We start from the raw sequence: 20,693 nt of genomic DNA on the forward strand, positions 1-20,693 counted from the left end.
ATGACTTCATCGCCCAATCTCGACCAAATGTCCCCTGACCAACTGCGTGCCCTCGCGGCGCAGTTGCTGTCCCAGGTTGATTCTCTCGGGCAGCAAGTCGACCGGATGGGCAAGAAGAACGACCGCGACCAAACCATCATCGAGCAGCTCACCCACGAAATCGCTTGGTTCAAACGTAACAAGTTTGCCAAGCGCAGTGAGCAATTGAGCCCTGCCCAAGGCAGCCTGCTCGACACCGACATCGCGGCCATCGAAGCCGAGCTGAAGGCGTTGAATCCGCCGGCTGCGCCGGCCGAACCACGCAAGCAGCCTAAGCGTGTTTCCTTGCCAGCGCAGTTTCCGCGTACCGTGATTTATCACGAACCCGACACCACCCAATGCGCCTGCGGCTGCCAGCTCCAGCGCATCGGCGAAGACGTCAGCGAGAAGCTGGATTACATCCCGGGCGTGTTCACCGTCGAGCAGCATGTGCGCGGGAAATGGGTCTGCCGCAAATGTGAAACGCTGACTCAGGCTCCGGTTCCGGCCCAGGTAATCGACAAGGGCATCCCGACCGCTGGGCTGCTGGCTCACGTGATGGTGGCCAAGTTCGCCGACCATTTGCCGCTGTATCGGCAAGAGAAAATCTTTGGCCGCGCCGGCCTGGTTATCGCCCGCTCGACCCTGGCGCAGTGGGTCGGCCAAACTGGCGTGCAGCTCCAACCCTTGGTCGACGCACTGCGCGAAACAGTGCTTGCTCAAGGTGTGATCCACGCTGACGAAACGCCGGTACAGATGCTCGCGCCGGGCGAAAAGAAAACCCATCGCGCTTATGTCTGGGCCTACTGCACTACGCCTTTTTCGGCGCTCAAGGCAGTGGTGTACGACTTCAGCCCAAGCCGTGCGGGCGAACATGCACGCAACTTTCTTGGCCAGTGGAATGGCAAGCTGGTTTGCGATGATTTTGCCGGCTACAAAGCCAGCTTCCAGCAAGGCATCACCGAAATCGGCTGCCTGGCCCACGCCCGCCGCAAGTTTTTCGATTTGCACGCGACGAATAAAAGCCAACTGGCTGAGCAGGCGCTGCACTCAATTGGCGGGTTGTACGAAATTGAACGGCAAGCGCGGGAAATGACCGACGAAAATCGCTGGCGAATACGCCAGGAAAAAGCGGCCCCCCTTATCGACGCACTGCATACCTGGATGTTGGCCCAGCGCGACCTTGTGCCCGAAGGGTCGGCTATCGCCAAAGCTCTGGATTACAGCCTTAAGCGCTGGACGGCACTGACTCGATATATCGAGGACGGGGCTGTGCCCATCGATAATAACGCGGTCGAAAATCAGATAAGGCCGTGGGCACTTGGACGCTCGAACTGGTTGTTCGCCGGGTCGCTACGCAGCGGTAAGCGGGCAGCTGCGATCATGAGCTTGATCCAGTCGGCACGCATGAATGGGCATGATCCATATGCCTATCTCAAAGATGTGCTGACGCGGCTGCCGACGCAGCGGGCGAATGAGATTGAGCAGCTGCTGCCGCACCGGTGGCAAAGCTTCACCCTTCTTGCCCACAGCGGGCCTATTGCCTAACTCGTTTGCTCGCATAGCAATTTTCTACCACTCCGTTTGGCTAGAAACATGAGCATCAGCCCGACGAGAATAGGCGGAATGCTCAACAGTTGGCCAACGTTTAGTGGCAAGGAATAGTCATAGCTGGCTTGGTGCATCTTGGTGAATTCAAGCAGGAATCTCGCCGAGAAGACTGCTGACAAAAACAACCCGCTCAGGAACCCCGGTTCCAGGGAGAGGCGGCGTTTCTGGTACAGCAAGAACATCAGCAAAAACATTGCTAGATAGGCGCATGCTTCATAGAGTTGTGTGGGATGCCTAGGCAGCGTATCAATTCGGGAGAATACAATTGCCCACGGAATATCGGTCGGATTACCGGCGATCTCAGAATTGAAGAAATTGCCCACTCTGATCAGGCAGCCGCCCAAAAGAGCTACTATGGCAATTCTGTCCAGCAGCCAGAGATAGCCAATGTCGGAACGACGTCGGCAGAATAGATAGAGGCTAAGGGCGAGTCCAATAGCGCCGCCGTGGCTTGCTAGCCCGCCTTTCCAGATGGCTAGGATTTCCGCAGGATTGCTGAAGTAAAACGCTGGATCATAAAACAGCACGTGCCCAAGTCGGGCGCCGAGCACTGTACCCAAGCCGAGATAGATCAACAGAGCGTCCAGGTCACCCTCAGGCTTATCTTCTCGTCTGAAGATAAACCTCATGATCGCCATACCGAAGCCAAACGCGGCTGCGAACAGGACACCGTACCAATGGATATCGAGCACTCCGAACCGCATCAGTACAGGGTCGGTGTTCCATACAAAATACTGCTCCATCGCGCAATCTCTCCTTGTCTAGCAGACGCTTCCACTTGCAGTTATCCCTTTCCCTGTAAATCAATGCGCTACAGATGAAGCCTCATGGGCCGCAAGCTCTGTCACAGGAATCAGTTCGCAACCATATCAGTTCATCGGCCATGGAGCACTTAGCCGCAGGAATCAGGGCATATGGCATAGAGGTGATTGATAGCTCTGAGTCACGCGATGCGAGTTGGGCGGACGATACGTTTTTTCGAAACGGTTTTACCAGATAACGTCAGTTTGCAGCCCGGAGCCTAGCAATAGGTAATGGAAGTGACGACAGCGATGCCTGACAGCAAAGGCATCGCTGTCTCTTGCCTGCTCTGGCAGTCCGTCGGGGTCAACTCATCTCTGGAACGAGGTGACTCATGAACGTCAGGTTTTCAATAGCGTACATATACTCGGAGAATCTCGGATCTCCATCGTTGAACGCCTTTGCCACTTTCTGTGCGTTCTCAAGACTGTCCCACATTGCCAAATCCGCGAAGATTCGGTCGTCGCTCATAGGGCAGTACGCGTGGTACTCAATCAAACCCGGAAAGGTCTTTAACTGTTGCCGCTGACCGAAAACTGACCCAGTAAAGGCTGTTCTGCCGACTGAAAACTGACCCAGGTGTTCAACTGCTTCTGCTCACTTTTCGAGCAGGAGAACACAGGGTGATCAGCATGGAAATGTTGGGAAAAATCCGGCGGATGTACTTCCGCGACAAGCTCTCGCTGCACCAGATAGCCAAGCGTACCGGGCTGTCGAGAAACACCATTCGAAAATGGGTCAGAGCACCCGAAGCCACTCAGCCGGCGTACCAGCGGTGTGCAACCTTCAATAAACTCAGCCCATTCCACGACACGCTGGAACAGGCGCTCAAGGCCGATTCGTTCCGGGCAAAGCACAACCGCAGAAGCGCCAAAGCACTTTTCGAGCAGATCAAAGCCGAGGGTTATGACGGCGGCTACAGCCAGCTCACGGCGTTTGTACGCGCGTGGCGCGGTGAGCAAGGCAAGTCTTTACGCGCTTTCGTACCGCTGACCTTTGCACTCGGCGAGGCCTTTCAATTCGACTGGAGCGAAGAAGGTCTGCTGATCGGCGGCCTGTTCCGACGCATCCAGGTCTCCCACATGAAGCTGTGCGCCAGTCGCGCATTTTGGTTGGTTGCGTATCCCAGCCAAGGCCACGAGATGTTGTTCGATGCCCATACCCGCTCGTTTGGCGCACTAGGTGGGGTACCGCGTCGCGGCATCTACGACAACATGAAAACCGCTGTCGACAAGGTCAACAAGGGTAAGGGCCGCACGGTCAATGCCCGGTTTGCCGTGATGTGTGCCCACTACCTGTTCGACCCGGACTTCTGCAACGTGGCCTCCGGCTGGGAAAAAGGCATCGTTGAAAAGAACGTCCAAGACAGCCGACGGCGCATCTGGCTCGATGCTCAAAACTGCATGTTCCACACCTTCGAGGAACTGAATGCCTGGCTCGGCCAACGCTGCCGTGCGCTCTGGGGTGAGCTGCTGCACCCGCAGTACAACGGGCTGACAGTGGCGGACGTCCTGGAGCTGGAACGCGCTGAATTGATGCCGATGCCGACCGCCTTTGATGGTTATGTTGAACGTACGGTAAGGGTTTCCAGCACCTGTTTGATCAGCGTGGCGCGAAATCGCTACTCGGTGCCGTGTGAGCGGGTCGGCCAGTGGGTCAGCAGCCGTCTGTATCCTTCACGGATTGTAGTCATCGCCGATGAAACGACGATTGCCAGTCACGAGCGCCTCTTTGATCGAGACCAGGTCAGCTTCGACTGGCAGCACTACATCCCGCTTATCGAGCGCAAGCCCGGAGCGCTGCGTAATGGCGCTCCGTTTGCTGATCTGCCGAAGCCGTTGCAACTGCTAAAACGCGGTCTGAGGCGTCACACCAACGGTGATCGAATCATGACGCAGGTACTGGCGGCTGTTCCCATCGCCGGGCTCGATGCCGTGTTGGTGGCGGTGGAGTTGGTACTTGAATCAGGCAGCTTGAGCGCCGACCACATCCTGAATGTCCTGGCTCGACTGACATCGACAGCAGCCCCTCCGTCCGCCGAAACCAGCCTTCAACTCAAGATAGCGCCTGTCGCCAATACGGCGCGCTACGACCGGCTCCGTACCACCGATGAGGAGACTCGCAATGCGTGATCTTATGGTGGAACTCAAAGAACTGCGTCTGCATGGCATGGCCAACGCCTGGGAAGAACTGGCTTCCCAAGGAGAAGCTTCGACGGCGTCGTCGAAATGGCTGCTCGAACATCTGCTTCAACAGGAACATGCAGATCGCGCCGTACGGTCTGTGAATCATCAGATGAACATGGCCAAACTCCCCATGCATCGTGATTTGGCAGGCTTCGACTTCAGCGCTTCCAGCGCAGACGCTCGCTTGGTCAGGGATCTGTCCAACCTGGAGTTCACAGATACCGCGCAGAATGTCGTGTTCATCGGCGGGCCTGGAACGGGCAAGACACACCTGGCCACTGCCTTGGCCGTGTCCGGGATCACGACGCATAACAAACGCGTGCGCTTCTACTCCACGGTGGATTTGGTCAACTTGCTGGAGCGCGAAAAATACGATGGAAAGGCAGGCCGAATCACCCAAGGACTGCTTCGCACAGACCTGGTGATACTCGACGAACTGGGGTATTTGCCCTTCAGCCAGAGCGGTGGCGCCCTGTTATTTCACCTGCTATCCAAGCTGTACGAGCACACCAGCGTGGTTATCACCACCAACCTCAGCTTCTCGGAATGGTCGAGTGTGTTTGGCGACGCCAAGATGACCACTGCGTTGCTGGATCGGCTGACACACCACTGCCACATCGTCGAAACGGGCAACGAGTCCTACCGACTGCAAAACAGCAGCCTGGCCACTCAGACGAAGATCAAGTCACGTGAACGAAAGCGAAAGGACGGTATCGAGGACGACGAGCCGTTTTGATCTGCACCGTAAACACCCTGCCGCATGCCGTTATGCGGTGGGGCTTGATGCCTCTTCTCACTGGGACACTGCTGCTAAGCTTATCCACAATTGCTGGGGCAAAAATCAGCAATCCGCCCTGGGTCAATTTTCAATCGGCAGGGTGGGTCAGTTTTCAATCAGCGCCGACAAACTGAAAGCTTTAGGATTGAGTCAGGCTGAGGTGGCGCGGAAGCTTGGATTGGCCAGCTCCACGGTGTATCGGTACTGGCAGAAGGACTAGCGGCGATCAGTGCGATGCCGAGAGCTTTGCGTCGAGGGGTGAGTTATGTATCGCAGAAGATCTGTAGCCTTGTGCTTTGCGCCGGCTTATGGGATCCCGTGGAAATCAGTTCAGGGTTAGCGCCCTGTCAATGGCAAAACCGTGCAGCAGTAACGTGCGCTATGGCAGCAATCAGAAGAATGTGGATCGGATGAACGAATGCAGCAAGGTAAGCGTAGGGTTTGAAGCTTGCCAGGAGCAGCTAGAAAAGGCCCAAGGTCGAAATCCATCCGTAAGGTGCCCATACGAAGGCAGAACCGCTGAAAGGATGTGTCCCCTGCAGGAATCGAACCTGCATCTAGCCCTTAGGAGGGGCTCGTTCTATCCGTTGAACTAAGAGGACGTAACGTGTACATCTTGGATTTTTTTGCGGCTGGATTCAAGTAAAGAACTGGAAAAACAAGGCGTTAACTCGTAAAGCATACACCTCTACATCTTCGCCCGCGCACCATAGACCGTTTTCAGTCAGTCAGATCTCTTGATATCACTCCCAGTCAACTGCTGAGTCCTTCTCCTTTAAAAGGAAGCTAGGGAGCATTCCAGTTAAACTCTTTCTGATGCACCCAGACGCAATGCAAGATAAGAACTGCCAACCTTCCCCTTAGGAGGGGGATGCTCTATCCAATTGAGCTACTGAGACACAAGTCGCCCGCAAAGGAATGCGCAGCGATGGACGGCGTGCATGTTAACGGGCAGGCCCGCTTTTGTCATGTCGTCCGTAGGCTTTTTAAGTGTAGGCAGATGCCTCACGGGAGCGCGGCTTTGTTTGCCGTGCAAATTGCATCACCGCAAAATGCCATCATTGCAAAATGCAATGTGGGCTTTTTGCAAAAATATCTTAATTCATTGTTTTTAAAGGATTTAATAGCCGTTAGACTTTTGGCATGCGGGCTGCTTCGGCTGTTCTCACAGAACACAGGAGGTCAGCCCATGAACAGCGCTCTGTTAGTTGCGAACGCGGTCGCTTTGGCGGTTCTGATGGGTTTTCATTTCTTCCCCGAAAACGACGCGACAACAATTACTCAACGCATCCCTCATTACCTGCAACTGCAAAAAACGCCTCAATTGGCAGTCACGAACGATCAACGCAGTGTTGTCGGCCAAGAGGTGAGCCAAGAAATTATTCAGCTGCGCACACAGTCTTTCGAACGCTTGGTATTTTGAATCACCCCATCAGGAGCACAGCAGCATGTCTAAATCAGCCGCAGGATTTTTCGTCCTCGCCTTACTGAGTGGCATCCTTCATTTGTCATTGGTCGAGGACACGGTCGTTACCCTGCCCCTGATTGCTTGCGGCGTGTTTGGTGCTCTGTTCGTGCTGGCGCTGATCGCCGGGCGCAAGATCAAGTTCGATCCGGTTCTGCGCTGAGGCTCAGCAGCTTCAGAAGATTGGCGACCGTGCCAGCAAGGTCGCCGGAGTTATCGAGTCGGCGGATCTGCGAATCACCGATTGACTCATCAGCCGTAAACAGCGCATTACGGCGCAGTCTTGCTTCAATTTCTGCCGGGCTCTCACGCCCCCGCCGTAAAAGGCGCTCGCGCAGGGCTTCACCCTTGACCGTCAATAGCACCGGCAATAGCGTGGGATAGCGCTGTTGTGCTTCTGCCAGGTGCCCGCGTGAACCGTTGACCAACACATCACGACCGTCCGCGAGCCATTGGTCGATGCACACAGGAATACCGTAACTCAGCCCATTGGCCTGCCACGACAGCGCAAAATCCCCGTTGGCTCTGCGTTGTTCGAACTCTTCGCTGGACACCTCGATGGCGTCTTCACCCACCGATTCCGCCGAGCGTGTAATAACGCGACGCACGACTTCACAATTATGTGCGCGCAACGGCTCGCGAGCGGGCTTCGATGAGGCTGTCCTTGCCGGATCCCGAAGGCCCCATTAAATAAATTAGCCTGCCACCCATCCTGAAATCATCCCGCGCCATACGCCCAGACTAGTAAATCGGCCATTTGCCACTATCCTGTATAAGGTAAGGAACAAGGATCGAATCCGCATAGCATGCACCTTCAGGCGTCTTCGGGCATCACCTGTCGGGCAAGAGGACGCGGTTCAGCGATACGGACTCATGGATTATTTTCAAACCAGTCCGCATTTCTGATAATAGGTGCTGGCATTAAGCCTTTACCCAGATCAATATTTGTCACAGAATTGACGCCAATGATCTGGCTAATTTGAGGCATGATGCGCGCCTCTACCAATTCAGGTTGAACATTTGGCCAGAGTGCTTGTCCTATCTGACATCCTGCGGCCAATCCCCGAGAACCGCTCCCCTGAACTAACCGGTTAAATATATGCGCCCATTGAAACAGGCAATTTATTCCAGCCGTACGGCTGACAAGTTTGTCGTACGTCTGCCAGACGGAATGCGTGAACGCATTGCCGAGGTGGCTCGCAATCATCATCGCAGCATGAATTCCGAAATCATCGCGCGCCTTGAGCAAAGCCTTATTCAGGAAGGCGCGTTGGGTGAAGAATTGAGCATGCGCCTGGACAGCCCCGAACTGTCTCTGCATGAACGCGAACTGCTGCAGCGCTTCCGCCAGCTCTCCCACCGCCAGCAAAACGCTCTGGTTTCGCTGATCGCCCACGACGCCGAAATGGCCGCAGACGCTTCCTGATTCATCCCGAAAGCTCGAGCCAGCGTAATCGCTGGCTTTTTTTTGCCTGAAATTTGCCTAAAAAAAACCCGCCGGATTTTGGCGGGTTCTTTTAGAACAAGTACATCAAAGCAGGAAAATCGTCGCCAGTCCGAGGAAGATGAAAAAGCCGCCACTGTCAGTCATGGCGGTGATCATCACACTGGCGCCCATTGCCGGGTCGCGCCCAAGCCGCGCCAGGGTCATCGGAATCAAAACCCCCATCAATGCCGCAAGCAACAGATTAAGCGTCATGGCGGCTGTCATCACCACGCCCAGGGACCAACTGCCATAAAGCAGATAGGCCACCACGCCAATCACGCCACCCCAGACCAAACCATTGATCAAGCCAACCGCCAATTCCTTGCGCATCAGTCGCGACGTATTACCGGTACTGACCTGGTCCAGCGCCATGGCCCGAACGATCATGGTGATCGTCTGGTTACCCGAGTTGCCGCCGATACCGGCGACGATCGGCATCAATGCCGCGAGGGCTACCAGTTTCTCGATCGAGCCTTCGAACAGGCCGATCACCCGCGATGCAATGAACGCGGTAATCAGGTTCACCGCCAGCCAGGCCCAACGGTTGCGCAGGGATTTCCAGACTGACGCGAAAATATCTTCTTCTTCACGCAGACCCGCCATGTTGAGAACTTCGTTTTCGCTCTCTTCACGAATCAGGTCGACCATTTCATCGATGGTCAGACGACCGATCAGCTTGCCGTTCTTGTCGACTACCGGTGCCGAGATCAAGTCGTAACGTTCGAACGCCTGAGCCGCCTCATAAGCGTCTTCGTCCGGATGAAAACTCACCGGGTCGCTGGCCATGACTTCCGACACCTGCTTTTCCGGGTCGTTGACCAGCAGACGCTTGATCGGCAATACGCCCTTGAGCACGCCGTCGTAATCGACCACGAACAATTTGTCGGTGTGGCTTGGCAGCTCTTTGAGACGGCGCAGGTAACGCAAAACCACTTCGAGACTGACATCCTCACGGATAGTCACCATCTCGAAGTCCATCAGCGCACCGACCTGCTCCTCGTCATAGGACAACGCGGAGCGGACGCGCTCACGCTGTTGATTATCGAGGGTTTCCATCAGCTCGTGGACGACATCTCGCGGCAGCTCGGAGGCCAGGTCAGCGAGTTCGTCGGCATCCATGTCCTTGGCCGCCGCCAGGAGCTCGTGATCGTCCATGTCGGCGATCAGGGTTTCACGAACCGAATCGGATACTTCGAGCAGAATGTCGCCGTCGCGATCAGCCTTGACCAATTGCCAGACCGTCAGGCGATCGTCCAGCGGCAAGGCTTCAAGGATGTAGGCAACGTCGGCGGAGTGCAGGTCATCGAGCTTGCGTTGCAACTCGACGAGGTTTTGCCGGTGAACCAGGTTCTCGACCCGGTCGTGATGCGGACCTTCCTGGCGATGAGTCAGGTCTTCGACCACTCGCTGGCGCTGCAACAGCTCAACGACTTGAGCGAGGCGGTCCTGCAAGCTTTCCTGCGTTTTCTTTACTTCAACTTCAGACATAGGCGAACTCCACTCCCAGCAGCGGGGCACGCCGGAAGGATCAATCAGTCAATTCATGATTGTAAAAACGGGATACTGAGTAACTACTGGGTAAGTCCATGGAGGTATTCCACAAGCCCCGGCGGGGCTGACGGGCGCAATGATAACACCGCATGACGGTTTTAAACGTTAAAAAATCGCGGCTGAAACAAGTGCTTGCGAGATAAACCTGAGCGCCATCCTGATCCATGAAATTGCGACGACTCATCCTGAAAAGAAAACACACCGCCACCTGAAAATGTAATGACTACCCTTGATGAAGACCGTCATGGAGGACGCCGAATGCCATCGATTGCTCAATATTTGCTAGCCGCCCTGCTCTGCCTACCGCCTCAAGTGCTCGCCACGACCGTTCACCGGTGCGAAGCCGTCAATGGGCATATCACCTTCACAACCTTGAGCTGTACGGCTGGAGAAAGCCTCTCAGCACACGACGTACGCACATTTCTGCCAGGCAGCGTGATGCCTCTGATGCCGGAGGCCGAGTCTCGCGAAATACCAAGTAAGAAATTGCAAAGGAGAGAGCCGACGGTCGTTGGTCAATCCGAAGGCAAATGTGGAGATCTGCTCAGCGCGAAGGAACGCCGCATAGCAATCATCAATCAGCGGGTCGTCGCTGGCATGAGTCAGCAGGACGTCGAAAGTGCGCTCGGCAAACCCGACAAGATCACCACCCGCAATTCAGCCACAAGCTATCGCTACGACAACAAGCGAGGGCGCAGTGCTCATATAGAGTTTGATGAGAAAGGTTGTACTAAAGGAAAAGCCAAATCGCAGACGGCAAAAAGCCCGCGTTAAACGCGGGCTTTTTGTTGTTTGGTGCACTCGACAGGATTCGAACCTGTGACCGCTCGGTTCGTAGCCGAGTACTCTATCCAGCTGAGCTACGAGTGCATTTGTGTTTTTATACCAGATCACAACTGGTTGAAGCCAAGTTATTCACATTACTGCAAACAACTCTTAAATGGTGCACTCGACAGGATTCGAACCTGTGACCGCTCGGTTCGTAGCCGAGTACTCTATCCAGCTGAGCTACGAGTGCATTTGTTGCCGCGCATTATAGGCCGTTGAATCTTTTTGTAAAGCGCTTTTTTCTAGTAATTTCAACAACTTACCGAAGAAGCCAGATTACAACGTACTACGCAAATAATGGCGGAGAACGGGGGATTCGAACCCCCGACACCCTTTTGAGGTGTACTCCCTTAGCAGGGGAGCGCCTTCGGCCACTCGGCCAGCTCTCCGCAACACGGGGCGTATCTTAACCAACCTTTTCCCCGTTTGCAAACATAAAAAACGATAAAAATTAATGGCTTGGTTCTTCGTCCTTCTCTTTCTTTATACGCAGGTAAATTTCTTCACGATGCACAGCAACCTCTTTCGGGGCGTTGACACCGATACGCACTTGATTTCCTTTTACGCCGAGCACGGTCACAGTGATTTCGCCATCACCAATAATCAGGCTTTCTGCGCACCGACGAGTCAGAATCAGCATACCTTTCTCCTCACGCATTTCATTTCAGGGACAACAGTCTGCAAAAAAAAGGCATTCGACCTACAACCGGAACGATCGCAGCCCTACATGCCTGAGTATTGACTAGCGCGAGCAAAAGAACAGTTTTGGTACGCGCCATTCAAAAAAACGAAGGGCGCGGTCAGACCGCGCCCTTGGGGGAACGTATTACTCGCCCTGTCGGGCTGGCGCATCCAGTTCGAAAGCCGTGTGCAGAGCGCGCACAGCCAGTTCCAGGTACTTCTCTTCGATCACCACGGACACCTTGATTTCCGAGGTCGAGATCATCTGGATGTTGATGCTCTCTTTCGCCAGGGATTCGAACATACGGCTGGCCACACCTGCGTGGGAGCGCATGCCGACGCCGACGATCGAGACCTTGGCGATTTTGGTGTCGCCAACGACTTCACGGGCACCGATCTCACGAGCGGTGTTTTCCAGCACGGTTTGCGCAGCCTGGTAGTCGTTGCGGTGCACGGTGAAGGTGAAGTCGGTGGTGTTATCGTGCGCAACGTTCTGCACGATCATGTCGACTTCGATGTTCGCGGCACTGATCGGGCCGAGAATCTTGAACGCCACGCCCGGGGTGTCTGGCACGCCACGGATGGTCAGCTTGGCTTCATCGCGGTTGAAAGCGATGCCGGAAATGATCGGCTGTTCCATGGTTTCCTCTTCATCAATAGTAATGAGGGTGCCCGGACCCTCCTTGAAGCTGTGCAGTACGCGCAGCGGAACGTTGTACTTGCCGGCGAATTCCACCGCACGGATCTGCAACACCTTGGAACCGAGGCTGGCCATTTCCAGCATCTCTTCGAAGGTGATCTTGTCCAGGCGCTGAGCCACGGACACCACACGCGGATCGGTGGTGTAGACGCCGTCGACATCGGTGTAGATCTGGCATTCGTCAGCCTTCAGGGCTGCCGCCAGCGCCACGCCGGTGGTGTCGGAACCGCCACGACCGAGGGTGGTGATATTGCCGTGCTCGTCGACGCCCTGGAAACCGGCGACAACCACCACACGACCGGCCTTCAGGTCACCGCGAATCTTCTGGTCATCAATCTGCAAGATACGCGCTTTATTGTGCGCGCTATCCGTCAGAATCCGTACCTGATTGCCGGTGTATGACACCGCTGGCACGCCACGCTTGATCAGCGCCATGGCCAACAGTGCAATCGTCACCTGCTCACCGGTGGATACGATCACATCCAGCTCACGAGGAACCGGCTGGCCGTCGCCACTGATTTGCTTGGCCAGATCGATCAGACGGTTGGTCTCGCCGCTCATTGCAGACAGCACAACCACCAGGTCATCGCCCGCTTCGCGGAATTTCTTAACCTTGTCGGCGACCTGCTCGATTCTCTCGACAGTGCCGACTGAGGTGCCTCCAAATTTCTGTACGATCAAAGCCATTTCAAAGCCGCCTCTGCCCATGAAGGGCGCCCAATAATCACTCAAACAACGTTCTGGCCCGCCACTAGACCGCGGGCCAGACACATTGCCTTATAAACCCTGCTCTACAAATGGAACGGTCAGGGCCAATGCGGCATCCAGTGCGCCAGCGTCAACACCGCCGCCCTGCGCCATGTCTGGACGACCACCGCCCTTCCCGCCCACTGCCGCAGCAGCCTGTTTCATCAAATCACCGGCTTTGAGTTGGCCAGTCAGGTCTTTGGTCACGCCTGCAACCAGCACGACCTTTTCCTCATGGACACTGCCGAGCAGGATCACTGCGCGGCCGAGTTTGTTTTTCAGTTGATCGACCAGCGCCAACAGCGCCTTGCCATCCTGACCGTCCAAACGCACGGCCAGCACTTTCACGCCTTTGACGTCCAGGGCAGAAGCCGACAGATCGTCGCCCGCCGCACTGGCCGCCTTGGCCTGCAACTGCTCGAGTTGCTTCTCCAGCAGACGGTTGCGCTCCAGCACAGCCGACAGCTTGTCGATCAGGTTATCGCGGCTACCTTTGACCAGGTTGGCCGCGTCCTTGAGTTGTTCTTCAGCCGCGTTCAAGTAGGCCAGCGCTGCTGCGCCGGTCAATGCCTCGATACGACGCACACCGGAGGCCACACCGCCTTCGCTGATGATTTTCAGCAGGCCGATGTCGCCGGTACGGGTGGCGTGAATACCGCCACACAACTCGACAGAGAAATCGCCCATGCTCAGCACGCGTACGCTGTCGCCGTACTTCTCGCCGAACAGCGCCATGGCGCCTTTTTGCTTGGCGGTTTCGATGTCGGTTTCTTCGGTTTCAACCAGGGAATTCTTGCGAATCTCGGCGTTGACGATGTCTTCCAGCGCCTTCAACTGCTCAGGCTTGATCGCCTCGAAGTGGCTGAAGTCAAAGCGTAGACGCTGACTGTCGACCAGCGAGCCTTTCTGCTGAACATGTTCGCCCAGCACTTGGCGCAACGCGGCGTGCAGCAAGTGGGTGGCGGAGTGGTTCAGCGACGTCGCATGACGCACGTCGGCATCGACATGAGTCTCGACCGGAGCACCAACGATCAGGCTGCCCGAATCCAGCACACCGTGATGCAGGAACGCGCCGCCGGTCTTGGTGGTGTCGCGCACGTCGAAACGCGCAGCGCCAGCCTGGAGGAAGCCGCAATCACCAATCTGACCACCGGATTCGGCATAGAACGGCGTCTGATCGAGAACGACCACGCCCTCTTCGCCTTCGCTCAGCACGTCAACTGATTGCCCGTCTTTATAGAGGGCAACGATTTTGGCGGAACCGCTGTGGGCGGTGTAACCGGTGAATTCGGTGGCCACATCAACCTTGACCAGGCTGTTGTAGTCCATGCCGAAGGAACTGGCGGAACGGGCACGGACGCGCTGGGCTTCCATTTCGCGCTCGAAACCTTCTTCGTCGATGGTCAGGTTACGCTCACGGGCGATGTCGCCGGTCAGGTCCATCGGGAAGCCGTACGTGTCGTAAAGCTTGAACACTACATCGCCCGGCACCACGTCGCCTTTGAGTTCGGCCAGATCCTGCTCGAGGATCTTCAGGCCCTGTTCCAGGGTCTTGGCGAATTGCTCTTCTTCGGCCTTCAGCACGCGCTCGATGTGCGCCTGTTGCGATTTCAGCTCAGGGAACGCTTCGCCCATCTCGGCGACCAGGGCCGCAACGATCTGGTAGAAGAAGCTGCCCTTGGCGCCCAGTTTGTTGCCGTGACGGCAAGCGCGACGAATGATCCGGCGCAGCACATAACCGCGACCTTCGTTGGACGGCAGCACGCCGTCGGCAATCAGGAAGCCGCAGGAACGGATGTGGTCAGCCACGACTTTCAGCGACGCCTGAGCATCGTTGGTGCAACCGATGGCCTTGGCCGATGCGCTCAGCAGGCTCTGGAACAGGTCGATTTCATAGTTCGAGTGAACGTGCTGCAGCACGGCACTGATCCGCTCCAGGCCCATGCCGGTGTCCACCGACGGCGCTGGCAACGGGTGCAACACGCCATCGGCGGTGCGGTTGAACTGCATGAACACGTTGTTCCAGATTTCGATGTAACGGTCGCCGTCTTCTTCCGGCGAGCCCGGTGGGCCACCCCAGATGTCGGCGCCGTGATCATAGAAAATCTCGGTGCAAGGACCACACGGGCCGGTATCGCCCATGGTCCAGAAGTTGTCGGACGCGTACGGGGCGCCCTTGTTGTCGCCGATACGAACCATGCGCTCGGCCGGCACGCCGATGTCCTTGGTCCAGATGTCGTACGCCTCATCATCGCTGGCGTAGACGGTGACCCAGAGCTTTTCTTTCGGCAGGTTCAGCCACTTTTCGGAGGTCAGGAAGTTCCAGGCGTAGGTGATGGCGTCACGCTTGAAATAATCACCGAAACTGAAGTTACCCAGCATTTCGAAGAAGGTGTGGTGACGGGCGGTATAACCGACGTTTTCCAGGTCGTTGTGCTTGCCGCCGGCGCGCACGCATTTCTGGCTGCTTACAGCGCGGGTGTACGCGCGCTTTTCCTGGCCCAGAAAGCAGTCCTTGAACTGGTTCATCCCCGCGTTAGTGAACAGCAGGGTTGGGTCGTTGCCCGGAATCAAAGAGCTGGAGGCTACACGGGTGTGGCCTTGCTCTTCGAAGAAGCGAAGGAAGGCTTCACGGATTTCTGCGCTTTTCATTAGGTTCTTCCACGGAGGCTGCGGCCAAAGGCCTGTGCGAAACGTCAACAGACGAAGCGACGGCAAAGGGCCGCATTATATCGGCGTTAGTGACCAGGTACAGTGTGTTTGTACGATACAAACAGTCAATTGGACGGCTAACACGGTCAGTTGTGAGAAAAGTCGGCAAATGTAGCGACGACTTGCTCGATTTGCGCACGATTGACGTCCATGTGCGTGACCATTCGCAGACGACCGGCAGCGCTGAGTTTGATCCCGCGTGTCGCGGCGAAGGCCCTGATCGCTTCGGCCTTCTCGCCCATCTGCACGTAAACCATATTGGTCTGCACCGGCTCGACCTCATAACCCGCTGCTCGCAGGCCGTCGGCCAGCATTTGTGCGTTGGCATGGTCGTCGGCCAGGCGTTGAATATTGTTATCCAGCGCATAAAGCCCCGCCGCAGCGAGAATCCCGGCCTGACGCATGCCGCCGCCAACCATCTTGCGCAGACCCCGCGCCTTGGCGATCAACTCGACCGAGCCGCAGAGCACCGAACCGATCGGCGCCCCCAGACCTTTGGACAGGCAGACCGAAACCGAATCGAAATGCTGAGTGATCTCCCGCGCATCGACACCGAGTTTGACTGCCGCGTTGTAGAGCCGCGCGCCATCCAGATGCAGCGCCAGGCCATTTTCATGAGTGAAACGGCGCGCCCGGGCCAGATACTCCAGCGGCAAAACCTTGCCCTGCATGGTGTTTTCCAATGCCAGCAAACGGGTGCGGGCGAAATGGAAGTCATCCGGTTTAATCGCAGCGGCGACCTGCGCCAGGTCCAGCGAACCATCAGCCTGCACTTCCAGCGGCTGGGGCTGGATCGAACCGAGCACTGCCGCGCCACCTCCTTCGTACTTATAGGTGTGAGCCTGTTGTCCGACAATGTATTCGTCACCGCGATCGCAGTGGGCCATCAGGCCGAGCAAGTTGCTCATGGTGCCCGTCGGGACAAACAGGGCCTGGGCAAAGCCTAGTCGTTTTGCCAGTTCGGCTTCCAGACGGTTGACCGTCGGATCTTCGCCATAAACGTCGTCACCGGTGGCTGCATTCGCCATCGCGTCGAGCATCCCTGCGGTCGGTTGGGTGACGGTGTCGCTGCGAAGATCGATAACGCTCATGAATCTGGCCTCGGTAAGCAGGGGGAAATCCCTTTCAGGAAGGAATTACTGCGGTCATGCCGACAAATAATCAAGCCTTGCGCGAGGAAAAGACTGATTATGCCTTCGAAAAAACGCAATCCATGTGGGAGCGGGCTTGCTCGCGAATGCGGTGTGTCAGGCAACATCATTGTCGACTGGCAGTCCGTATTCGCGAGCAAGCCCGCTCCCACAGGTTTCGTGACAGGCATTGGCTATGCGCGCGCCGGAAATCTGTGTTAAAAACGCTTCGCCGCCAAACAATCTGGCGGCAAAAACGTTCTCAGGGCGGGGTGCAACTCCCCACCGGCGGTAATTGCGCGCAATGCGCATAGCCCGCGAGCGCTTGGCGGCAGCACGGCAATGGCTGTGATGGCGGCAAGGTCAGCAGACCCGGTGTGATCCCGGGGCCGACGGTCATAGTCCGGATGAAGAGAGAACGGGATTGGCGTCGCCCAGGTTCTGTACCAAAGCGCCGTCCGCAGGCACTTGTGCCTGCGTATCCTTAAATCCCATTCGATTCATAACGCCCTGTTTTTCACACAAACAGGAGTCAGAACATGCAACCCACCGCAATCGATAGCAAAAGCAAAAACCATCAGGGCGAGCGCGTCGCGTTCATCCAGGCCTGCTGGCACAAGGAAATCGTCGACCAGAGCCGTAAAGGCTTCGTCGCCGAAATGATTGCTCAGGGTTATCAGGAGTCGGACATCGATTTCTTCGAAGTCGGCGGCGCCTTTGAAATTCCGCTGCATGCCAAACTGCTGGCCAAGTCGGGTCGTTATGCCGGCATCGTCGCAGCGGGCCTGGTGGTCGACGGCGGCATCTATCGCCACGAATTCGTCGCCCAGTCAGTAATCAGCGGCCTGATGCAGGTGCAGCTGGAAACCGAAGTGCCGATGTTCTCGGTGGTTTTGACCCCTCATCACTTCCATGCCGGCGAAGAACATCAGAAGTTCTTCTTCGAGCATTTCGTGCATAAAGGCCAGGAAGCGGCGAAGACGTGCGCGGATACGCTGCACAAGATGCGGGCGTTGCGTCGTAGTGAGTCTCGCGCGGTAGCCGTCTGATTCATCCTTGAACCTGTAGGAGCTGTCGAGTGAAACGAGGCTGCGATCTTTTGATTTTTAAACAACAAGATCAAAAGATCGCAGCCTCGTTTCACTCGACAGCTCCTACAGGGATCCAGGTCGGGTCCGATATTTGAATCAGGCGAGGTTTTCGGCGGTGGTCGGCACAATCAGGATGCCGGCGCGCAGGCCGTTCTTGACCTTGGGGTTCGGGAAGATGATCCGGGCGCCCTGCTCTTCGATGATCCAGCGGGTATTGGCGATATCCTCGGCCAGCACATAACCCACATCCAGCTCCGAAAAGTTTTCGATATCCGCCGGCAGGTTCAGGCGGAAGTTATCGCTGTGCTTGATCACTTCCCGCGCGACGCTGAACAACTGCAAGCCATCCAGCCCGTCCTCGGAGATTGGCGGCTCGTTGCCTTCGATGATCTGCTTCAGACGGGTTTCAAGAAGGTCGACGTTGACCCCATCGTTCTGCCCGAACGGCCGGGCCTTGCCGAGTTCCAGGGTGAAGGACTCGGCATCGAGCTTGTCGTAGGTATAGGAGCTGAAGACGATGGAAGGTTTGTTCTGCAACAGCACCGCCTCCATGCCGGCTGCGCGCAGGCGAGCCAGTTCCTGGCGTGAATGCTGACGACCTTCTTTCCAGGGATACAGGGCGAACTGCTCAATTTTCGAGCCACGGATCGCCGTGTGCAGGTCGTAATGCAGGCGATCGCGATCCGGCAGGCTGAAGAAAGTTGCCGCCAGCCGCTCCAGCTCACATGCGCGCAAGGCTTCGGAACCACTGGTTTGTTCGTGACGGCCGTTGAACAGCCGATTGACGTCCTGCTCGATGAAACGCTCACCCCGGCGGATGGCCTCGGGGTTGCCGAACAGAAACAGAATACGTGCGCGCGGCTTCAAGTCACCACGGGCGATGTCATGCAACAGGCGATCGAGCAACTCGATCGGCGCTGTTTCGTTGCCATGGATGCCGGCCGATAGCAGCAGGTCCAGGCCATTGTCGCGAGCTTCAGGTGGCCGGACTTCCAGCGCACCTTCGCTCAACCAGCGCATGCGCACGCCTTCGACAGTCAGTTGAGTCTTCTCCGCCGGTTCGCGGCCGGCGAGGGTCAGTTCAAGCAGTTTGCCGAGGGCGAGCATAGAGCGGTTTCCTTAGTGGTCGTGATTGCAATCCGGGCCGTGTACGTGGTCCTCATCATCGCCGACGTCGGCCGGTTCCATCTCCAGTTGCAAACTTACCAGATTAGTCGCCAATGGGCGCAGCAGCAGATTGGCGTATTCAGCGTCACCTTCTTCGACGTCCACGCCGATCAGCAGCTGGCCGCGGCCGTCCTGCTGGATCCACAGCTCTTTGCCTTGCCACATGACCGCGACGCGGGTGCAGGAAGTTTCCAGTTGCGTGCCGTCGGTGTCTTCAAGGATCAGCTGCAGGGTATCGCTCATGTTTTACGCTCTCGTCTGGAGATAGCGCGGCGCATTCAATTCATGCGCCGACTTTCAATTGATCTGGAATGGATAAACCGCGCCCAGTTTAAGGATTTGCGTCAGTTCATCCAGTGCCGTCCGGCACTCAAGCAGCAATTGCGGGTCCGCGAGATCGTTTTCGGTCATGCGGTCGCGGTAGTGCTTGTCGACCCATTCGGTCAATGTGCCGTACAACGGTGCCGTCATGATAACCCCTTGGTTGACGGCCGCCAGTTCGGTTTCGTTAAGTGCGACGCGCAACCGCAGGCAAGCCGGGCCACCGCCGTTCTGCATGCTCTGCTTGAGATCGAAAACTTTCACTTCGCGGATCAAGCCGCCCGAGCTGGTCAGGCCTTGCAGGTATTGCCAGACACGCTCGTTGCCACGGCATTCTTCGGGCACGATCAATAGCATGGAGCCGTCAGGACGCGACAGCAGCTGACTATTGAACAGGTAGGAACGTACCGCGTCTTCCACGGTGACCGCGGAACGCGGTACGCAGATCGACTGAAATTTCCCACCGACTTTTGCGAGTTTGCCTTGCAGTTCAGCCAGCATCTGCTCGGTGTCGAGGAAGGCGTCCTCGTGATAGAACAACACCTCGCCGTTACCCACCGCGATCACGTCGTTGTGGAACACGCCCTGATCGATCACCGAAGGATTCTGCTGGGCATAGACCACGCCGTCATCGCTCAGGCCGTGCAGACGCGCGACAGCCTGGGACGCTTCGAGCGTCTGGCGTGCCGGGTACTTCTGCGGATTCGGGTAACGGGTGTCGAACGCGCTGCGACCGAACACGAAAAACTCGACGCCGGCTTCACCGTAGTCTCGGCAGAAACGGGTGTGGTTGGCCGCGCCTTCATCACCGAACTGCGCCACGGCTGGCAAAGCGGAGTGGTGAGCAAAGTGCTTCTGATCGGCGAACATCGCCCCCAGTACGCGGCTGGTGGTCGGGTGTTCGATGCTGCGGTGGTATTTGCAGTTCAGGTTGGCGGCGGTGAAATGCACGCGGCCATCGGCGGTGTCTGCGCTCGGGCTGACCGTGGCGGCGTTCGCCACCCACATGCTCGACGCCGAGCAACTGGCAACCAGCAGCGGCATGGCCTCTTTGGCGGCGCGCTCGATCACCTGAGCATCGGTACCGCTGAAACCCAGTCGGCGCAATGCGGCGACGTCCGGACGTTCCTGGGGCGCCAAGACGCCTTGCTGAAAGCCCATTTCCATTAGCGCTTTCATCTTCGCCAAGCCCTGTAGCGCGGCTTCCTTCGGGTTCGAAGACTGCTGGCTGTTGCTCTGGGATGCGACGTTGCCGTAGGACAGGCCGCCGTAGTTATGGGTCGGCCCCACTAGACCGTCAAAATTGACTTCATAGGATTTCATCAGCGAGGCTCCACGAGAATCTGTTGTTATAGGCTTCAGTAACTAACTGTTCAGTGCGACCGAGTCGCGGCCATCGCGGCAAGCCCGGCTCCCACAG

17 protein-coding genes, 4 tRNA genes, 1 pseudogene and 1 riboswitch are annotated in these 20,693 nt (G+C 56.8%); of the genes and pseudogenes, 8 read left to right on the forward strand and 14 right to left on the reverse strand.

Translation table 11 applies throughout. From position 1 onward, the window contains the following. A complete protein-coding gene (gene tnpC, locus ABH909_RS25000; protein WP_429438232.1) occupies window positions 1–1,566 on the forward strand; it encodes an IS66 family transposase in 1,566 nt (521 codons plus the stop codon). Here the strand turns inward: tnpC and lgt are convergent. Then, a complete protein-coding gene (lgt, locus tag ABH909_RS25005) occupies window positions 1,563–2,372 on the reverse strand; it encodes a prolipoprotein diacylglyceryl transferase (protein ID WP_429438234.1) in 810 nt (269 codons plus the stop codon). The two genes, tnpC and lgt, sit on opposite strands and share 4 nt — an antisense overlap. Window positions 2,373–3,062: 690 nt before the next feature. On the opposite strand from lgt, the gene istA reads away from it, so the two are divergent. After that, on the forward strand, window positions 3,063–4,562 hold the full coding sequence (istA, locus tag ABH909_RS25010; protein WP_429438236.1) for an IS21-like element ISPpu27 family transposase: 1,500 nt from the start codon (window positions 3,063–3,065) through the stop codon (window positions 4,560–4,562). After that, window positions 4,555–5,352: an IS21-like element helper ATPase IstB gene (gene istB / locus ABH909_RS25015; protein WP_429438237.1), complete on the forward strand. Its 798-nt coding sequence runs from the start codon at window positions 4,555–4,557 to the stop codon at window positions 5,350–5,352. The genes istA and istB overlap by 8 nt, the downstream gene beginning before the upstream one ends. A gap of 572 nt (window positions 5,353–5,924) precedes the next feature. On the opposite strand, the gene ABH909_RS25020 is transcribed toward istB, so the two are convergent. Beyond that, a tRNA-Arg gene (locus ABH909_RS25020) sits at window positions 5,925–5,996 on the reverse strand. Window positions 5,997–6,583: 587 nt separating this feature from the next. On the opposite strand from ABH909_RS25020, the gene ABH909_RS25025 reads away from it, so the two are divergent. Together ABH909_RS25025 and ABH909_RS25030 are read left to right on the forward strand one after the other, a co-directional pair. Beyond that, entirely contained in the window at window positions 6,584–6,817 is a 234-nt protein-coding gene (locus ABH909_RS25025; RefSeq protein ID WP_429440098.1) for a hypothetical protein, read from the forward strand. Window positions 6,818–6,842: 25 nt separating this feature from the next. Beyond that, window positions 6,843–7,022 (forward strand): PA3371 family protein, encoded by a 180-nt coding sequence (locus tag ABH909_RS25030; RefSeq protein ID WP_052966533.1) that lies wholly within the window; start codon window positions 6,843–6,845, stop codon window positions 7,020–7,022. On the opposite strand, the pseudogene phnN reads toward ABH909_RS25030, so the two are convergent. After that, a pseudogene (gene phnN, locus ABH909_RS25035) lies at window positions 6,997–7,570 on the reverse strand (phosphonate metabolism protein/1,5-bisphosphokinase (PRPP-forming) PhnN). The gene ABH909_RS25030 and the pseudogene phnN sit on opposite strands and share 26 nt — an antisense overlap. Window positions 7,571–7,958: 388 nt before the next feature. On the opposite strand from phnN, the gene ABH909_RS25040 reads away from it, so the two are divergent. Next, window positions 7,959–8,285 carry an Arc family DNA-binding protein gene (locus tag ABH909_RS25040; protein ID WP_003178899.1) on the forward strand — a complete coding sequence of 109 codons (327 nt, stop codon included), beginning with the start codon at window positions 7,959–7,961 and terminating at the stop codon, window positions 8,283–8,285. 105 nt (window positions 8,286–8,390) lie between these two features. On the opposite strand, the gene mgtE is transcribed toward ABH909_RS25040, so the two are convergent. Continuing rightward, on the reverse strand, window positions 8,391–9,833 hold the full coding sequence (mgtE, locus tag ABH909_RS25045) for a magnesium transporter (protein WP_095630443.1): 1,443 nt from the start codon (window positions 9,831–9,833) through the stop codon (window positions 8,391–8,393). 321 nt (window positions 9,834–10,154) lie between these two features. Here mgtE and ABH909_RS25050 point away from each other — a divergent pair, with 321 nt between their 5' ends. Then, window positions 10,155–10,670, forward strand: coding sequence for a cell envelope protein SmpA (locus ABH909_RS25050; protein ID WP_429438241.1), 516 nt, complete (start codon window positions 10,155–10,157; stop codon window positions 10,668–10,670). Between the two features lie 19 nt (window positions 10,671–10,689). Here ABH909_RS25050 and ABH909_RS25055 read toward each other — a convergent pair. From ABH909_RS25055 to ltaE, 7 genes are all read right to left on the reverse strand, one after another. Continuing rightward, window positions 10,690–10,766, reverse strand: a tRNA-Arg gene (locus tag ABH909_RS25055). Between the two features lie 71 nt (window positions 10,767–10,837). Then, window positions 10,838–10,914 (reverse strand) — tRNA-Arg (locus ABH909_RS25060). A gap of 108 nt (window positions 10,915–11,022) precedes the next feature. Beyond that, window positions 11,023–11,113, reverse strand: a tRNA-Ser gene (locus ABH909_RS25065). Window positions 11,114–11,175: 62 nt separating this feature from the next. Then, entirely contained in the window at window positions 11,176–11,364 is a 189-nt protein-coding gene (csrA, locus tag ABH909_RS25070) for a carbon storage regulator CsrA (RefSeq protein ID WP_002554426.1), read from the reverse strand. Between the two features lie 186 nt (window positions 11,365–11,550). Beyond that, on the reverse strand, window positions 11,551–12,792 hold the full coding sequence (locus ABH909_RS25075) for an aspartate kinase (RefSeq protein ID WP_008071826.1): 1,242 nt from the start codon (window positions 12,790–12,792) through the stop codon (window positions 11,551–11,553). 90 nt (window positions 12,793–12,882) lie between these two features. After that, window positions 12,883–15,504 carry an alanine--tRNA ligase gene (gene alaS / locus ABH909_RS25080; RefSeq protein ID WP_429438244.1) on the reverse strand — a complete coding sequence of 874 codons (2,622 nt, stop codon included), beginning with the start codon at window positions 15,502–15,504 and terminating at the stop codon, window positions 12,883–12,885. Window positions 15,505–15,650: 146 nt separating this feature from the next. Continuing rightward, window positions 15,651–16,655 carry a low-specificity L-threonine aldolase gene (gene ltaE, locus ABH909_RS25085; protein ID WP_429438247.1) on the reverse strand — a complete coding sequence of 335 codons (1,005 nt, stop codon included), beginning with the start codon at window positions 16,653–16,655 and terminating at the stop codon, window positions 15,651–15,653. Between the two features lie 293 nt (window positions 16,656–16,948). Beyond that, window positions 16,949–17,118: riboswitch (FMN riboswitch) on the forward strand. A gap of 115 nt (window positions 17,119–17,233) precedes the next feature. Here ltaE and ABH909_RS25090 point away from each other — a divergent pair. Then, window positions 17,234–17,743, forward strand: a complete 510-nt coding sequence (locus ABH909_RS25090; protein WP_429438250.1) for a 6,7-dimethyl-8-ribityllumazine synthase — start codon at window positions 17,234–17,236, stop codon at window positions 17,741–17,743. A 138-nt stretch (window positions 17,744–17,881) separates the two neighbouring features. On the opposite strand, the gene astE is transcribed toward ABH909_RS25090, so the two are convergent. From astE to astB, 3 genes are read right to left on the reverse strand one after another with little or no spacing between them, the layout of a single operon-like run. Then, complete coding sequence (gene astE / locus ABH909_RS25095) at window positions 17,882–18,892, reverse strand: succinylglutamate desuccinylase (protein WP_429438252.1); 1,011 nt, start codon at window positions 18,890–18,892, stop codon at window positions 17,882–17,884. Window positions 18,893–18,904: 12 nt separating this feature from the next. Continuing rightward, a complete protein-coding gene (locus tag ABH909_RS25100) occupies window positions 18,905–19,195 on the reverse strand; it encodes a hypothetical protein (RefSeq protein ID WP_007904718.1) in 291 nt (96 codons plus the stop codon). Between the two features lie 54 nt (window positions 19,196–19,249). After that, window positions 19,250–20,596: an N-succinylarginine dihydrolase gene (astB, locus tag ABH909_RS25105; RefSeq protein ID WP_429438254.1), complete on the reverse strand. Its 1,347-nt coding sequence runs from the start codon at window positions 20,594–20,596 to the stop codon at window positions 19,250–19,252. Between the last annotated feature and the right edge of the window lie 97 nt (window positions 20,597–20,693).

Source organism: Pseudomonas sp. BS3782 TE3695, assembly GCF_050435305.1.
GTDB lineage: Bacteria > Pseudomonadota > Gammaproteobacteria > Pseudomonadales > Pseudomonadaceae > Aquipseudomonas.

Bases quoted from the DNA above. Each gene is read 5' to 3' on its own strand.
- ABH909_RS25100 (WP_007904718.1), bottom strand. From the start codon at position 19,195: ATGAGCGATACCCTGCAGCTGATCCTTGAAGACACCGACGGCACGCAA.
- ABH909_RS25040 (WP_003178899.1), top strand. From the start codon at position 7,959: ATGCGCCCATTGAAACAGGCAATTTATTCCAGCCGTACGGCTGACAAG.
- csrA (WP_002554426.1), bottom strand. From the start codon at position 11,364: ATGCTGATTCTGACTCGTCGGTGCGCAGAAAGCCTGATTATTGGTGAT.
- lgt (WP_429438234.1), bottom strand. From the start codon at position 2,372: ATGGAGCAGTATTTTGTATGGAACACCGACCCTGTACTGATGCGGTTC.
- alaS (WP_429438244.1), bottom strand. From the start codon at position 15,504: ATGAAAAGCGCAGAAATCCGTGAAGCCTTCCTTCGCTTCTTCGAAGAG.
- ABH909_RS25025 (WP_429440098.1), top strand. From the start codon at position 6,584: ATGAACAGCGCTCTGTTAGTTGCGAACGCGGTCGCTTTGGCGGTTCTG.
- astE (WP_429438252.1), bottom strand. From the start codon at position 18,892: ATGCTCGCCCTCGGCAAACTGCTTGAACTGACCCTCGCCGGCCGCGAA.
- istB (WP_429438237.1), top strand. From the start codon at position 4,555: ATGCGTGATCTTATGGTGGAACTCAAAGAACTGCGTCTGCATGGCATG.
- tnpC (WP_429438232.1), top strand. From the start codon at position 1: ATGACTTCATCGCCCAATCTCGACCAAATGTCCCCTGACCAACTGCGT.
- ABH909_RS25075 (WP_008071826.1), bottom strand. From the start codon at position 12,792: ATGGCTTTGATCGTACAGAAATTTGGAGGCACCTCAGTCGGCACTGTC.
- ltaE (WP_429438247.1), bottom strand. From the start codon at position 16,655: ATGAGCGTTATCGATCTTCGCAGCGACACCGTCACCCAACCGACCGCA.
- mgtE (WP_095630443.1), bottom strand. From the start codon at position 9,833: ATGTCTGAAGTTGAAGTAAAGAAAACGCAGGAAAGCTTGCAGGACCGC.
- istA (WP_429438236.1), top strand. From the start codon at position 3,063: ATGGAAATGTTGGGAAAAATCCGGCGGATGTACTTCCGCGACAAGCTC.
- ABH909_RS25030 (WP_052966533.1), top strand. From the start codon at position 6,843: ATGTCTAAATCAGCCGCAGGATTTTTCGTCCTCGCCTTACTGAGTGGC.
- ABH909_RS25050 (WP_429438241.1), top strand. From the start codon at position 10,155: ATGCCATCGATTGCTCAATATTTGCTAGCCGCCCTGCTCTGCCTACCG.
- astB (WP_429438254.1), bottom strand. From the start codon at position 20,596: ATGAAATCCTATGAAGTCAATTTTGACGGTCTAGTGGGGCCGACCCAT.
- ABH909_RS25090 (WP_429438250.1), top strand. From the start codon at position 17,234: ATGCAACCCACCGCAATCGATAGCAAAAGCAAAAACCATCAGGGCGAG.